The sequence below is a fragment of the Pseudomonas rhodesiae genome (assembly GCF_007858255.1).
Taxonomy (GTDB): Bacteria; Pseudomonadota; Gammaproteobacteria; order Pseudomonadales; family Pseudomonadaceae; genus Aquipseudomonas; species Aquipseudomonas rhodesiae.
On sequence record NZ_VFEU01000003.1, the window covers coordinates 147,044 to 162,306 of the forward strand.

The 15,263-nt window shown below is 60.1% G+C and carries 11 protein-coding genes; 8 read left to right on the plus strand and 3 right to left on the minus strand.

The genetic code is table 11. The annotated features are described in order from the left end of the window. The first annotated feature begins 59 nt into the window (after window positions 1-59). The 3 genes from FIV35_RS05405 (at window position 60) to FIV35_RS05415 (ending at window position 2,672) form a co-directional block, all read left to right on the plus strand. The gene (locus tag FIV35_RS05405) at window positions 60-932 is read left to right on the plus strand and encodes a LysR substrate-binding domain-containing protein (RefSeq protein ID WP_034137288.1); all 873 of its coding nucleotides are present in this window, start codon (window positions 60-62) and stop codon (window positions 930-932) included. Window positions 933-1,023: 91 nt separating this feature from the next. After that, on the plus strand, window positions 1,024-1,494 hold the full coding sequence (locus FIV35_RS05410; protein WP_034137287.1) for a RidA family protein: 471 nt from the start codon (window positions 1,024-1,026) through the stop codon (window positions 1,492-1,494). Further along, window positions 1,491-2,672, plus strand: a complete 1,182-nt coding sequence (locus FIV35_RS05415; RefSeq protein WP_034137286.1) for an aminotransferase class V-fold PLP-dependent enzyme — start codon at window positions 1,491-1,493, stop codon at window positions 2,670-2,672. Before FIV35_RS05410 ends, FIV35_RS05415 begins: the two co-directional genes overlap by 4 nt. Here the strand turns inward: FIV35_RS05415 and FIV35_RS05420 are convergent. Continuing rightward, the gene (locus FIV35_RS05420) at window positions 2,669-3,010 is read right to left on the minus strand and encodes a hypothetical protein (RefSeq protein WP_034137285.1); all 342 of its coding nucleotides are present in this window, start codon (window positions 3,008-3,010) and stop codon (window positions 2,669-2,671) included. The two genes, FIV35_RS05415 and FIV35_RS05420, sit on opposite strands and share 4 nt — an antisense overlap. Window positions 3,011-3,228: 218 nt before the next feature. On the opposite strand from FIV35_RS05420, the gene rapA reads away from it, so the two are divergent. Then, a complete protein-coding gene (gene rapA, locus FIV35_RS05425) occupies window positions 3,229-6,075 on the plus strand; it encodes an RNA polymerase-associated protein RapA (protein ID WP_034096306.1) in 2,847 nt (948 codons plus the stop codon). A 242-nt stretch (window positions 6,076-6,317) separates the two neighbouring features. Here the strand turns inward: rapA and FIV35_RS05430 are convergent, their stop codons facing one another. Further along, window positions 6,318-7,664, minus strand: a complete 1,347-nt coding sequence (locus FIV35_RS05430; RefSeq protein WP_034137284.1) for a spinster family MFS transporter — start codon at window positions 7,662-7,664, stop codon at window positions 6,318-6,320. 254 nt (window positions 7,665-7,918) lie between these two features. Here FIV35_RS05430 and FIV35_RS05435 point away from each other — a divergent pair, with 254 nt between their 5' ends. The 3 genes from FIV35_RS05435 (at window position 7,919) to FIV35_RS05445 (ending at window position 13,070) form a co-directional block, all read left to right on the plus strand. Continuing rightward, window positions 7,919-8,284, plus strand: a complete 366-nt coding sequence (locus FIV35_RS05435; RefSeq protein ID WP_034137283.1) for a YkgJ family cysteine cluster protein — start codon at window positions 7,919-7,921, stop codon at window positions 8,282-8,284. Window positions 8,285-8,422: 138 nt separating this feature from the next. After that, on the plus strand, window positions 8,423-10,687 hold the full coding sequence (locus FIV35_RS05440) for a putative bifunctional diguanylate cyclase/phosphodiesterase (protein WP_034137282.1): 2,265 nt from the start codon (window positions 8,423-8,425) through the stop codon (window positions 10,685-10,687). 205 nt (window positions 10,688-10,892) lie between these two features. Next, the gene (locus tag FIV35_RS05445) at window positions 10,893-13,070 is read left to right on the plus strand and encodes a hypothetical protein (protein WP_034137281.1); all 2,178 of its coding nucleotides are present in this window, start codon (window positions 10,893-10,895) and stop codon (window positions 13,068-13,070) included. 241 nt (window positions 13,071-13,311) lie between these two features. On the opposite strand, the gene FIV35_RS05450 is transcribed toward FIV35_RS05445, so the two are convergent. Beyond that, window positions 13,312-13,614: a DUF2288 domain-containing protein gene (locus tag FIV35_RS05450; protein ID WP_034112217.1), complete on the minus strand. Its 303-nt coding sequence runs from the start codon at window positions 13,612-13,614 to the stop codon at window positions 13,312-13,314. Between the two features lie 341 nt (window positions 13,615-13,955). On the opposite strand from FIV35_RS05450, the gene FIV35_RS05455 reads away from it, so the two are divergent. Continuing rightward, window positions 13,956-15,083, plus strand: a complete 1,128-nt coding sequence (locus FIV35_RS05455) for a branched-chain amino acid ABC transporter substrate-binding protein (protein ID WP_034137280.1) — start codon at window positions 13,956-13,958, stop codon at window positions 15,081-15,083. Window positions 15,084-15,263 lie beyond the last annotated feature (180 nt).

Genomic DNA, 15,263 nt, shown 5'->3' on the forward strand with positions numbered 1-15,263 from the left:
AAAAGGCAGGCCATCGACCAAAATCGGCGCTTCTGCCCAACCGTTCGAGGTGCATTCAGGTGGCACTGCACAAAGACCTTCCGCCGTTGCTGGCGCTGCGCGCGTTCGAAGCCGTGGCACGGCACTTGAGCTTTATCAAGGCAGCGTCCGAATTGTCAGTGACCCAAAGCGCGCTGAGTCATCAAGTGCAGAAACTCGAACAACACTTGGGTAAAGCGTTGTTTATCCGACGCACCCGTGCGATTGATCTGACCGCTGATGGCCAACAGTACTACGACACTATCCGTCCGGCCCTCGATGCAATCGCCACCGCCACCCGCGCGCAACGAGTTGCGCCGCACACGACGGTATTGCGCATCGGCCTGCTGGCCTCATTCGCCACTCTGTGGCTGGCCCCGCGTCTGGCCGGTTTTCTCAACCGCTACCCGCTTATTCAGGTTGAGTTGCTGCCAGCCATTCAACTGGCCAACGTCGCCGCCGCCGAAGTCGACCTAGCCATCCGCTACGGCAAGGGCGACTGGGCCGACGTCCAGGCCAGCCGGCTGATGACCGAGGTGATCTCCCCGGTGTGCAGCCCCGCGTTCAAGGCCAGCCAGGTGCCCAATGGCCCATTGCTGATGGCCACTTCGCACCGACCGTTCGAATGGACCGATTGGTCCGCGCATTACCATGTAGACCTTGAGCCACACCCCCGCGTGTTGTTGCACGACTACAACATCGTGGTCGAAGCCGCTGTGGCCGGACAAGGCATTGCCATGGGGCGTCACCGCTTGATCGAACGCCGTTTGCAGGACGGCAGCCTGGTGCCGGCCTTCGATTGGCCGCCCTATCACAGCGACATCGGCTATTGGCTGATCGCCCCGCAAGGTGGCATCAGCCCAGCGGCTGAATCCTTCGTCGCGTGGCTGAAGAACGCCTGCACTGACGCGTGAGTTATTTCGATACGTCGGGTGAGATCTATCCGTTTGTCGCTGTCGATCAAGACCAACATGCTCACGCCTCCCACTCATAAGAGGCTTGATCATGAGCGACTCCCTCCGCGCCCGCGCAAATGCTCTGGGCCTGACGCTGCCCTCCCCCAGCCAGCCGATTGCCAACTACATCAATCACGTTGTCAGCCACCAGCACCTGTTTATCTCCGGGCAAATCCCATTGGTGGACGGCAAGCCTACTTATGTGGGCCGATTGGGCGAGTCCCTCAGCGATGAGGAAGGCATTCAGGCGGCCGAACTGGCAGCCCTGGGACTGCTCGCGCAACTGAGCGATGCCCTGGGCGATGACTTGTCGCGGCTGGTGCGGATCCTGCGCCTGGGGGTGTTCATTGCCAGCAGCAGCGATTTTCAACGCCAAGGCGCAGTGGCCAATGGCGCGTCGGACCTGTTGGTCAACGTTCTTGGCGAAAAGGGCCGGCATGTGCGCACTGCGGTGGGCGTGGCCAGCCTGCCCGCCGGCGTGGCGGTGGAGGTTGACGCGATCTTCGAGGTGCGGCCATGAGTCCGCTGGAGATCCGCCAATTGCGCGAGGCCACACCGGGCTGCCAAGCGGGCCTGGTGCACTTCAATCATGCAGGCGCGTCCCTACCCAGCCAGGCAACCCTGGACGCCATCATCGAGCAACTGCAGCGCGAGGCCCACGACGGTCCGATGGAAGCCGGCGAGCAGGGTGCCGCGCTGGCGGACAATGCCCGGCGCGCCGCCGCGCAGTTGCTCAACGCCCCACCCTCCTCCATCGCCTTCGCCAGCAGCGGCTCGAGTGCCTGGAACCTGGCATTCCAGGCCCTCGGCCCATGGCAACCGGGGGACAGGATTCTGGTGGGGCGGCATGAATGGGGCGGCAACCTGGCAAGCATGCAAGTGGCCGTGCAAGCGGGCGCCCGCATTGAGGTGATCCCCTGTGATGCCAGCGGCGCCGTGTGCCCGCTGGCGCTGGCGGGGATGATCGATGAACGGGTCAAGCTGATCGACTTGACCTGGCTGCCCGCCAACAGCGGCCTGATCAACCCTGCCCAGGCCATCGGCGACGTGGCGAGGCGCCATGGCATTGCCTACTTTATTGATGCCGGCCAAGCCGTCGGCCAACTGCCGGTGGATGTGCAGACACTGCACTGCGATGTACTCAAGTCCGCCGGGCGCAAGCACCTGCGCGGACCACGGGGTACGGCACTGTTGTATGTGCGACCGGCATTCCTGCCGCGCCTGAACCCGGCTCAGCGCGACGTGTTTTCCGCGCCGTGGGGTGCCGAAGGTTTCGAGCTGCGCGACGACGCCCGGCGGTTTGAAACCAGCGAAGTGTCCTATGCCTTATTGGGCGGATTGGGCAATGCGTTGCAGGAGATGAACCGGCTTGGGATTCAGCGCGTGTGGGAAAGGGTTACGCAGCTAAGTGCCAGAATCCGCCAGGCATTGCGTGAGGTTCCGGGTATTTCTTTGCATGACTTGGGCGAGCATCAATCGGGCTTGATCGCCTTCACGCTCGACGACTGGGATGGGTTCGAACTCAAACGGCGGTTGGGCTTGCAGGGCATCAACATTGGCGCCAACGGTGTGGCCTACACTCCGTTGGACATGCAGGCACGGGGCCTGTCCAGCATTGCACGCATCTCCGTCAGCCCGCTCAACGACGATGGCGATATCGAGGTCCTGCTAAACGCCCTGCGGGCGCTGCGCCGCTAGACTTCGACGTCCACCCACAGGCCCTGGCGCGGCGCGTCTTCAATCAGTGGCACTACCGGCACGGTGTTGTCGGCGTTGAGCACATCGCCGGGAATGGCCAGGTGCTGCTCGGGATCTTCATCCGCCTCGCGCCGACGCTTCTGCTGTTCCTGCTGACGACGTTGTTCTTCGCGCAGCAGAAAAGTGGATTGTTCGGCATCGCCCTTTTTCAGATCGATCGTGCTTTCGTTGGAGCCTTGTTGCACGGGCACCACGGGCGGGATATCCGGCTTCTGGCGCACCGGATCGAGTTGTGACGTGACCGGCACAACGCTGACGGGCAACATGGGTGGCAGCATAAATTTTCATCTCCTGATCTCAGGCTGTCGGCGTAGTGCGGAGCGACTTGAGCGCCACGGTTCGAAGCTGTGACCCAGTCGACACTCGCAAGTGCCCGCCACCCGTCGATTCAGCGCCCAAGGCGGCATGCAAACGGCGTAGTTTTTGTCAGAGTCCTTGGGCGGTGGACCTTGTTCCGTTAAGATAGTCGGCTTTTTCACGGCGGGAGTCAGGCAGCATGGCGCAGCAGTATCAACCGGGGCAACGCTGGATTAGTGACAGCGAAGCAGAGCTGGGGTTAGGCACCGTTCTGGCACAGGACGGCCGCTTGTTGACCGTGCTCTATCCGGCCACTGGCGACACCCGCCAGTATGCGCTACGGAATGCGCCTCTGACCCGCGTGCGGTTTTCGCCGGGCGACTCCATCACCCACTTCGAAGGCTGGAAAATGACCGTGCAGGAAGTCGACGACGTCGACGGTCTGCTGGTGTATCACGGCCTCAATGGGCAGAACGAGCAGGTCACCCTGCCGGAAACCCAACTCTCCAATTTCATCCAGTTCCGCCTGGCCAGCGACCGGTTGTTCGCCGGGCAGATCGACCCGCTGGCCTGGTTCTCGCTGCGCTACCACACCCTGGAACACACCAGCCGCCAACTGCAATCTTCGCTGTGGGGCCTGGGCGGCGTGCGTGCGCAGCCTATCGCGCACCAACTGCATATCGCCCGTGAAGTCGCTGACCGTATCGCGCCGCGGGTATTGCTGGCCGACGAAGTGGGCCTGGGCAAAACCATCGAAGCCGGCCTGGTGATCCATCGCCAGCTGCTGTCGGGCCGCGCCAATCGCGTGCTGATCCTGGTCCCGGAAAACCTGCAGCACCAATGGCTGGTGGAAATGCGCCGCCGCTTCAACCTGCAGGTTGCGCTGTTCGACGAAGAACGCTTTATCGAAAGCGATGCCACCAACCCATTCGAAGACACCCAGCTCGCACTGGTGGCCCTGGAGTGGCTGGTGGACGACGAGAAAGCCCAGGACGCGCTGTTCGCCGCCGGCTGGGACCTGCTGGTGGTCGACGAAGCCCATCACCTGGTGTGGCATGAAGACAAGGTCAGCCCGGAATACGCGCTGGTCGAGCAACTGGCCGAGGTCATTCCCGGCGTGCTGCTGCTGACCGCAACCCCGGAGCAACTGGGCCAGGACAGCCACTTCGCGCGCCTGCGCCTGCTTGACCCGAATCGCTTCCATGACCTGCAAGCTTTCCGTGCCGAGAGCGAAAACTATCGCCCGGTGGCCGAAGCAGTGCAGGAACTGCTGGACAAGGGTCGTCTGTCGCCGGCCGCACACCAGACCATCCACGGCTTCCTCGGCAACGAAGGCGAAGCGCTGCTCACCGCCGTCAACGATGGCGACACCGATGCCAGCGCCCGTCTGGTGCGTGAGCTGCTGGACCGCCACGGCACCGGCCGTGTGCTGTTCCGCAACACCCGCGCCGCGGTGCAGGGGTTCCCGGAGCGCAAGTTGCACGCCTACCCGCTGCCGAACCCGGACGAATACCTCGAATTGCCCCTGGGCGAGCACGCCGAGTTGTACCCGGAAGTCAGCTTCCAGTCGCAGCCGGATATCGACGAAGAAAACCGTTGGTGGCGTTTCGACCCACGGGTCGAGTGGCTGATCGACCAGCTGAAAATGCTCAAGCGCACCAAGGTCCTGGTGATCTGCGCCCACGCCGAAACCGCCATGGACCTGGAGGACGCGCTGCGCGTGCGTTCCGGTATTCCGGCCACGGTGTTCCATGAAGGCATGAACATTCTTGAGCGTGACCGCGCCGCCGCCTACTTCGCCGATGAGGAATTCGGCGCCCAGGTGTTGATTTGTTCGGAAATCGGCAGTGAAGGCCGCAACTTCCAGTTCGCCCACCACCTGGTGCTGTTCGATCTGCCGTCCCACCCGGACCTGCTGGAGCAGCGGATCGGCCGTCTGGACCGAATCGGCCAGAAACATGTGATCGAACTGCATGTGCCGTACCTGGAAACCAGCCCGCAGGAGCGTCTGTTCCAGTGGTACCACGAAGCGCTGAACGCCTTCCTCAACACCTGCCCGACCGGCAACGCCTTGCAGCATCAGTTCGGCCCGCGCCTGCTGCCGCTGCTGGAAAACGCTGACGATGGCGAGTGGCAAGCGCTGATCGACGAGGCCCGTGCCGAGCGCGAGCGTCTGGAAGAGGAACTGCACACCGGTCGCGACCGCCTGCTGGAACTCAACTCCGGCGGCGCGGGTGAAGGCGATGCGCTGGTGGAAGCCATCCTGGAGCAGGACGATCAGTTCGCACTGCCGATCTATATGGAAACCCTGTTCGATGCGTTCGGTATCGACAGTGAAGATCATTCGGAAAATGCACTGATCCTCAAGCCCAGCGAAAAAATGCTCGACGCCAGTTTCCCCCTGGGCGACGACGAAGGCGTGACCATCACCTACGATCGCGACCAGGCGCTGTCGCGCGAAGACATGCAGTTCATCACCTGGGAACACCCGATGGTGCAAGGCGGCATGGACCTGGTGCTGTCCGGTTCAATGGGCAACACCGCCGTGGCGCTGATCAAGAACAAGGCGCTCAAACCCGGCACCGTGCTGCTTGAACTGTTGTATGTCAGTGAGGTGGTGGCGCCGCGTTCGCTGCAACTGGGTCGCTACCTGCCACCGGCGGCCCTGCGCTGCCTGCTGGACACCAATGGCAACGACCTGGCCGGTCGCGTGTCGTTCGAAACCCTTAACGATCAGTTGGAAAGCGTGCCACGGGCCAGCGCCAACAAGTTCGTACAGGCCCAGCGCGATCAACTCACCCCGCGCATCAACGCCGGTGAAGAGAAGATCACCCCGCGCCACGCCGAACGCGTGGCCGAAGCCAAACGTCGCCTGGCGGCGGATACCGATGAAGAACTGGCGCGCCTGACCGCCTTGCAAGCGGTCAACCCGACCGTGCGCGACAGCGAACTGGTTGCCCTGCGCCAGCAACGCGAGCAAGGCCTGGCCATGCTCGACAAAGCCGCGCTGCGCCTGGAAGCAATTCGGGTGCTGGTGGCGGGTTGATGACTCTCCTGCCCTGGTGACCTTATCGGGGGCAAGCCCCCTCCCACAGTTGACCGAGTTGTCATGTCGATCACTGATCAATGTGGAAGGGGACTTGCCCACTCCCACAGTTGACCGAGCTGTCATGTCGATTACTGATCAATGTGGGAGGGGGCTTGCCCACTCCCACAGTTGACCGAGCCGTCATGTCGATCACTGATCAATGTGGGAGGGGGCTTGCCCCCGATGGCATCACCTCAGTCTCAAGCGGTCGCGGCAACAGCCGGCACTTCAACCGCACTCAAACCTTCCTTCATCCGCTTGGCATCCCGCACAAAACTGCGCGAGGCCTGGAACAGAAACAGCATCGTCAACAACAGCGCCACCGGAATCAGGTACATGGCGTCGTGCAACCCCACGGCCTTGTAGGCTTCCGTCATCTGTTGCGCCCCGTCCGCATACATCGCCGAATGGGCAAAGTAGTCGGACAAGCCGCCCACCACAATCGGCCCCATGCCGCCGCCCAGCAGGTACAACCCAGCAAAAAACAGCGCCATCGCCGTCGCCCGCAGGCGCGGCTCCACCACGTCTTGAATCGCGGTGTAGACACAGGTGTAGAAGTTGTACGCAAACAACCAGCCAACGCTGAACAACGCGACAAATACGCCGATTTCAATGCGCCCGGCGTGCAGCGCCCAAGCGGTGGTGACGGTGGAAATAATCAGGCTGCAGGCGGCGAACAACAGACGGCCATTGGCAATCCGCTGGTGAATCTTGTCGGCCACCCAACCGCCCAAGGTCAGGCCGACCAGGCCGGTCACACCGACAATAACCCCAGTGGCCACCGCCGCGTCTTGCAACGGCAGCAGGAAATAGCGCTGCAACATCGGCACCAGAAACGAATTGCACGCGTAGGTCGCGAAGTTGAAGCACAGCCCGGCCAGCACCAGCCACAGGAACGTCGGCACCGCCAGCACACGGCGGATCGGGCGGTCGACACGCGTCTGGGACACCTGCACGGCCTCCGCCGCGCCACGCTTGGGCTCTTTGATGTAGAACATGAACACCGCCAGGATCAGCCCCGGCACTGCGGCAATAAAGAACGGCGCGCGCCAGCTGTCGAACGCCTTGACCATCGCCCCGATGGTAAAGAACGCCAGCAACAGCCCCAGTGGCAGCCCAAGCATAAAGATCCCCATGGCACGGGCGCGGCGGTGCGCCGGGAACAGGTCGCCGATCAGCGAGTTAGCGGCCGGTGCGTAGCTGGCTTCGCCGATGCCGATGCCCATACGCACCAGCAGAAAACTCCAGAAACTGCCCACCAGGCCGTTGACCGCCGTCAGCCCGCTCCAGGCAAACAGGCCCCACCCCATCAATTTGCTGCGCGAACCGGTATCGGCCAGACGCCCAAGGGGCAGGCCGGCGATGGCATAGACGATGGTGAAGGCGGTGCCGATAATGCCGAGCTGAAAGTCGCTCAGGTGCCATTCCATGCGAATGGGTTCGATGATGATCGCCGGGATGGTGCGATCAAAGAAGTTGAATAGGTTGGCGAGGAACAGCAGGAACAGAATGCGCCAGGCATTCGCCGCTTGGGTCGAGTTCTGCATGGGTCCGTCTCTTTTATTGTTATGAGAGCTGCGATGCCCGCTGCATCCTGCTCAGGTTCCTGCAACATAGTCACGCTGGCGATGGTTGTCTGTAATGATTCGTAAAGCTGATAGGACGTAATTTCACCCGGCGCTGCGGGACTTAACCCACACAAAATATATATGCGCCCCCCTCTTCCCAACGGCGATGGCGTGGATAGAATGGCGAGCCTTCCCGTAGTGCCCCTATCCCACTTTTCGTATCGATGACGCCCATGTCCGAAGCCAGTCCGTGTCTGAGTTGCGGTGCCTGCTGTTCCTATTTTCGCGTGTCGTTCTTCTGGGGCGAGTGCGCCTCGTCGGGGGGTACGGTGCCCGATGATCTGGTGGTACAGATCAACCCCACCCGCGTGGCGATGATCGGCACCGATCAAAAACCCGCGCGGTGCTGCAGCCTTGTAGGCCAGGTAGGAGAAGGCACCCGGTGCACCATCTATGAACAACGCTCCAGTGTGTGCCGCGAGTTCGAATCGTCTTGGAGCCAGGGCGTGCAGAACGTCGACTGCGATGCTGCGCGCGCTGCGTTCGGCCTGGCGCCGCTGCCAGCACCGTTCGAATTAGACCTGCCCATCAGCGCTTAGCATCAAACGCTATGGGCAGCATGCCGAAACGGTTCAGAGCAAAGTGCCATTAGCCATGGAAAATCCTGCGAGGCTTCTATACTCGACCTCATAGGTCATCGCCGAAGGCAGTGACGTGACGCTATGACGGGACATGCTATGGAATGGCTAGGTCTGCACTTTTTCACCGACCTTCCAGCGAACGGGCACTTATTACTCAACTGCAGTCATAACCCATTCCTGGTGCTGCTGGCTTATCTGGTCGCCTGCGCGGCCGGGTTCGGCACGCTGGACATGGCCGAACGGGTCGGCCATGTCGAAGCCCCCACTGCCCGCCGCCACTGGCGCTGGCTCGGCGCCGGTTGTCTGGCTGGCGGCATCTGGTCGACTCACTTCATCAGCATGCTGGCCTTCCAGGCCCCCATCGCGATCCACTATGAACTGCTGACGACCTTCGCATCTCTGCTGATCGCCCTCGTCGCTTCGCTGTTCGCCATGAAAACCCTCAGTCACACGACGGTGCGATTGCATCAGTACCTGCTGGCAGCCGTGTGGATGGGCCTCGGCATTGCCTTGATGCATTACGTCGGCATGTCGGCCATGCGCTCCCAAGCCCAAATGTATTTCGACTCATGGCTGCTACTGGGCTCCATCGGGATCGCCATCGGCGCCAGCCTGGCGGCGTTGTTGTTGTCGAGTTATCTGCGCACCGGCGCCGGGATCTTCCATCAACTGCTCAAATACGCGGCCAGCCTGATGCTTGGGGCGGGCATTATCAGCATGCACTTCACCGGCATGGCGGCATTGCAATTGATGGTGCCAACGGGTGCGGACCTTTCGCTGCGACTGGACAACAACCCTATCCAACTGGGCCTTTCCGTGGCCGTCATCACGCTGTTGGTGATCGGCAGCAGCATCAGCGCGGCCCTGGCGGATAAGAAGCTGCAGCACAAGGAACGCGACCTGCGCCGGGTCAACGCATTGCTCAGCGAACTGGATCAGGCCCGCGCCTCGTTGCAGCAGGTGGCCCATTACGACGCGCTGACCAGCCTGCTCAATCGTCGCGGGTTCAACCAGATCTTTGCGGAGAAAGTCGCGGAAAAAACGGTCACCCACGGCATGATGGCGGTGATCTTCCTCGATATCGACCATTTCAAACGCATTAACGATAGCCTCGGCCATGACGCCGGGGATCAGCTACTGACAGTGCTGGCCAGCCATATCAAAAGCTCGGTGCGCAGCCATGCCGACGTGGTCGCCCGGTTCGGCGGCGACGAGTTCTGCATCCTTATCAGCATTCACCACCGCGACGAAGCGCGGCATCTGGCCCAGCGCATCATGCAAAAAATGAAAGAACCGGTGGAACTGGCTGGCCGTCGGATGGTGATGACCACCAGCATCGGCATCAGCCTGTTTCCCGATGACGGCCAGACATGCGAGGAACTGCTCAAAACTGCCGACCTGGCGCTATATCAGTCCAAAGATGCGGGGCGCAACAGCCTGAATTTCTTCAGTTCCAACCTGAAGGCCCGCGCCACTCTCGAACTGCAATTGGAAGAAGAACTGCGCAACGCCCTGCGCACGGGAACCCAATTGGTACTGTTCTACCAACCGATCTTCGACATGAAACTGGGCAAAGTCAGTCGCCTGGAAGCCCTGGTGCGCTGGCAGCATCCACAGCATGGGCTGCTTGCGCCCGATCGGTTTATCGAGATTGCCGAAAACAACGGCCTGATCGCCGAGCTGGACCATTGGGTGTTGCGCCAGGCCTGTCATGACCTGAGCCTGCTCACGGACCGGGGCTACACTGACCTGACCCTCTCGGTGAACTGCTCGGCCCTGAACCTGGCGCGGGATGAACTGGCGGATGAAATCGAAGATGCCCTGCGCTTCAGCGGCCTGGCCGCCAATCGCCTGGAGCTGGAAGTGACCGAGAACGCGCTGATGGGCAATATCAGCAGCACCTTGGCGCTACTGCGACAAATTCGCTCACTGGGCGTGTCACTGGCCATTGACGATTTCGGCACCGGCTACTCTTCCCTTGCTTATCTCAAACGCTTGCCGCTCAACACATTGAAGATCGATCGCTCGTTTATCCAAGACATTCCCAAGTCCACCGCCGATCTGGAGATCGTCCAGGCGATCATCGGCATGGCCCATACCCTTCACCTTCATGTGGTGACCGAGGGCGTGGAAACCCAGAGCCAATTCGAACTGCTGCATGGCCTGGGCTGCGACTTTATCCAGGGCTACCTGTTAAGCCCGGCGGTGGCCGTCAGTGACATCATTGGTGTGGTTCAGGGCATAGAGCGGCGCAACCCCCTCCACGGGATGCGTGCGGTCGCCAGCAAGGAGTCAGCGCATGTGAAGGAGCCTTCGCCCAGCCGCAGCGGCGCGAGTTCGATCGTAAGGCCCATCCGCTGACTATCGATCTTTGGCAGTTCGCCATCATTTCCCTAAAGATCGCCGACGAACGGCCGATTCATCAGAGTCCGCAGTAGCGTTTTCTTGAGTGCTTCAGCCTCAAGTTCAACGGCGCAGGACAAGGACGCACTGTAAAGTCGCGAACTCCCATTCCGTGATGGCCTTTTGATTCACCTCAGCCATCCGCCCAGGCACATGGCGCACAATGACTTCTAAAAATAACTCTGCCAACGTGGTATCCGACGTGTTGCTCACAGCTCCTGCGGAAAAAACCTCAGGTTCAAAGTCATTGAGCACCCCCTCCGCGCTGGCCACTCAGCAGTATTTGTACTTCACCGAAACCAACACCGACCGCATCCTCGATAACCTCGACGGCCTGCGCGACATGGTGTTCCCGCGCCCGCCCCACGCCGAAGGCGATGGCGAGCAGCACAGCGAGCAGGAATTCCCCTCGGTGTGCCTGATCGGCCTGGGCCGCTGCGGTTCGAACATCGCATTGGATGTGGCAGAGCTGGTATACAACGCGCGCAAGTTTTACCTGAACGAATTCAGCACCGAAGACAAGTCGATCGATAAGGGTTACAGCCCAGCCCAATGGATTCGCAATAACCTGCGCCTGGGCAACGGCAAGGCCAGCAAACCGGTATTCCTGGTGGAACCGCTGGTAATGCTGGGCGATCTGGACAAGGACATCGCCGGGCGCATTCGCTTCTCGCGCAAGAACGAAAAGAGCGGCTTCCTGCGCGACTACAGCAAAATGAAAATCATGGACCTGTCGGAAGTGCATGCCGGCGGCGCCGGTAACGCCCCGATCCTCGGCCAGTACCTGGCCAAGATCATCCTCAACAAAGATACCCAGCGTTTCTCCAGCCCCGACTGGAAGATGATCCACTCGTACCTCATCGACTCCTGCGGCATCAAAGCCAACCAGTCGCGCCTGTACTTTTCGATTTTCAGCGCCGGCGGCGGCACCGGCTCGGGGATGGCGTCCGAATTCGGCCTGGCCCAACAACACTCGTACATGAACAAAACGTTCGACACCAAACCCGCCGACGAGCACGACAGCAAGAGCGGACATGCCTTTGTATTCGAGCCGATCTTCACCAGCGGCATTTGCGTACTGCCGAATATTTCCGACCACCGCAGCGAAATGTCCGAAGCCTTGCACATCAACGCCGGGCGCCTACTGTGCAAATACCTTTCCGAAGAATGGGACTTCTCGTACAACTTCGCCAATGAAGATAGCAGCGAAGCCAGCGTGAAGGGCCGCATCCGGCCGTGGAACGCCATGATGCTGATCTCCAACGACATCATGCGTTACGCCGAAGAGAGCGACGACGGCAATATCCAGAACATTGATGTCAATGCCATGGAGAAACACGCCAACCAGTACATCTCCCAGCAGATCTTCAACATCCTCACGGCCCAGGCGGTGACCACCGACTACGACCAGAACTACTTCCGCCGCGCCGGTATCGACATCGGCGAAACCATTCGCCTGGATGCCAACGACCTGTTTATGAGCCTGGCCGGCCCGGTGGCGATTGCCTACGCCGAATCCGTGGTCCCGGAAACCCCGGCGCCGTCGAATGACAAGTTCAAGGTGTTCGAAAAAGAACCTCAGCGCCTGAACATCGACGACCTGTTCTTCCGCTCCATTGATTTACCGCACTTCAATAAAGTCACCCAGGCCATTGAAGGCATCAGCCTGCTGCCTATCGAGTCCAAGCGTTATAAGGCGTCGCTGGAGCAGTACAAGAACTCCGGCTATGACGCGGCGGCGCTGCACGACCTGCACTTCTTCAAGAACTGCTCGTCGGTGGTGTCGATCGTCTCGCTGCCCAAGGACTACAAGCTGTCCTATATGGACCTGAATCGGCTCAAGACTCACCTCAACAGCCTGTTCCCCAACACCACGCTCAAGCGCTATGCCCTGGTGATCGGCGCGTCGGCCAACCTGTCGCTGACCACCCTGATCGCCAAGAGCCCGTGCCTGTCGGACGACTTCCTCACTTTGATCGTGGCGTTTATCAAACGCTGCTTTGCGCGCAATCCGTATCGTTTCGACGACACCCTGGACAACTCGATCCTGGACTTCATCATCCACGAGGATTTCGACGAAGACCGTATCGACGAGTTGCTCAATGAGTTTGAAAACCCGGCGAAGATCCTCGATACCAACTGGTACGCGATCAAACCGATGTACGAGAAGAAGTACCGCGAGCTGATCAACGACAAAGAGAAGTTCGTGTCGATCAATGACATTCGCCTGTCACGGGATTGCGTGAAAAAGGCGATCAAGTACCTGCGTGAGATTTACCGTCACCGGATCGGAAAGACCAAGGTGATCTCGTTGAACAACCATACCGGCAAGACCGGCTGACGTGAGGCGATGCCATCGCGGCGGGTCCGCGATGGCGCTTTGAATGAAGGCCTTCATTTCATTGGCATACTTGGAAACAATTGCCCAGGCCTTCCTAGCCCTTTAAAACTGTTCCCGTGACGTGCACGTCACCCTCGGCTGTGACCTTTCTCTACGGCAAGATGCCATCACGCCGCCAGCGGTTACTCCGCTACACACTTCTTCGAGCAGAAATAACGCACCATTCTCGTGCAGAATTTTCTTACGACGCCCTTTCCTGGATCAGAATCCACGGCGAAACCACCACCGCCCATAGGCTTGGATCACGCTCCACCAAGTCCAATGCCCGCGGCGCAGACACTTCGCCGAGGCTGCCCGCGGCCAGCCAGGCAGCGACTTTGTCGCGATTGTCCTCGGCCATTCCCTCAGCGGCCTCGATCAAATCCAGGCAGGGGTCGACCCACAATAGGGCACCCTTGGCAAAGAACGGTTCAAGCTCCTTCCAGGAGATTTCGGCGGTTTCACCGAGCAGCTTGGCATAGAGGGTGCTAGGTTCTTGCGTCATGGGAGTTCACCTGAAGAAAAAATCGGCGCAATCATAGCGTCACGCTTCAGGCAGAAAAACCCGGTTGCAAATGCTTCATCGATTGAAAGTGTCAGGAAAGCCAAGGAATGCGCGAGATACAGGTATCACCCCCGCCGCAATTCTGTCTTTTTCTTTCATTTAAGCGACACCCCCGGATTTGCCCCTGGCAGCCAGCTTTTCAAGCGATCAACCGGCGCTCTACACTGTACCGGTACAGTTGCCAGGCGGTTGCCGGGGGGATATCCGAGATATCCGATCCGGTTCAGCAGCTCACAAGGCCGCCAGAACTATAAAAAATACAACAGTAAGAGTGGAGCACTATGAATAAGGCTACTAAGCAGATTTCCAAACTGTTTGCCGCTATGGTCCTGGCTGGGGTTGCCGGCCATTCGTTCGCAGCCGACACCATCAAGATCGGCATCGCCGGCCCTAAAACCGGCCCTGTGACCCAGTACGGCGACATGCAGTTCATGGGTGCCAAGCAGGCCATCGCCGATATCAACGCCAAAGGCGGTGTCGACGGCAAGATGCTCGAAGCCAAGGAATACGACGACGCCTGCGATCCTAAGCAAGCCGTGGCCGTAGCCAACAAAGTGGTCAACGACGGCGTCAAATTCGTAGTCGGCCACCTGTGCTCCAGCTCCACCCAACCCGCCTCGGATATTTATGAAGACGAAGGCGTCATCATGATTACCCCGGCAGCCACCAGCCCGGAAATCACCGCCCGTGGCTACAAGCTGATCTTCCGTACTATTGGTCTGGACAGCGCCCAGGGCCCTGCGGCCGGTAACTACATCGCCGACCACGTGAAGCCGAAAGTCGTTGCGGTACTGCACGACAAACAGCAATACGGTGAAGGCATCGCCACCGCCGTCAAGCAGACCCTCGAGAAGAAAGGCGTAAAAGTAGCCGTCTTCGAAGGCCTGAACGCTGGCGATAAAGACTTCTCCTCGATCATCCAGAAGCTCAAGCAAGCCAACGTCGACTTCGTCTACTACGGCGGCTACCACCCAGAGCTGGGCCTGATCCTGCGCCAGTCCAAGGAAAAAGGCCTGAACGCCAAGTTCATGGGTCCGGAAGGCGTCGGCAACGATTCCATCTCGCAGATCGCCCAGGACGCTTCCGAAGGCCTGCTGGTGACCCTGCCGAAGTCCTTCGACACCGACCCTGCCAACAAAGCCATCGTGGAAGAGTTCACCAAGAACAAGCAGGATCCAACCGGTCCGTTCGTGTTCCCAGCCTACTCGGCCATCGAAGTCATCGCGGGTGGCATCAAAGCCGCCAAGAGCGAAGACACCGCCAAAGTGGCTGCAGCCATCCACGCGGGCACTTTCAAGACGCCTACCGGCGACCTGAGCTTTGACGAAAAGGGCGACCTGAAAGACTTCAAGTTCGTGGTCTACCAGTGGCACTTCGGCAAGCCTAAAACCGAAGTTTCCCCTCAGTAAGCCAGGCGTTACTGGTCAACAAGCCCACTGTGAAAGCAGTGGGCTTTGTTTTACGAGGTTTATGGGCCATGTCACCCGCGATCCGGGCGCTGGCTCACCTGAAAATCTTAAAACCGTCACCAGCGGTTCGCTGGCAAACGCAACGTGCAAATGTGCTCACAGAACACAGCACGGGGCCGG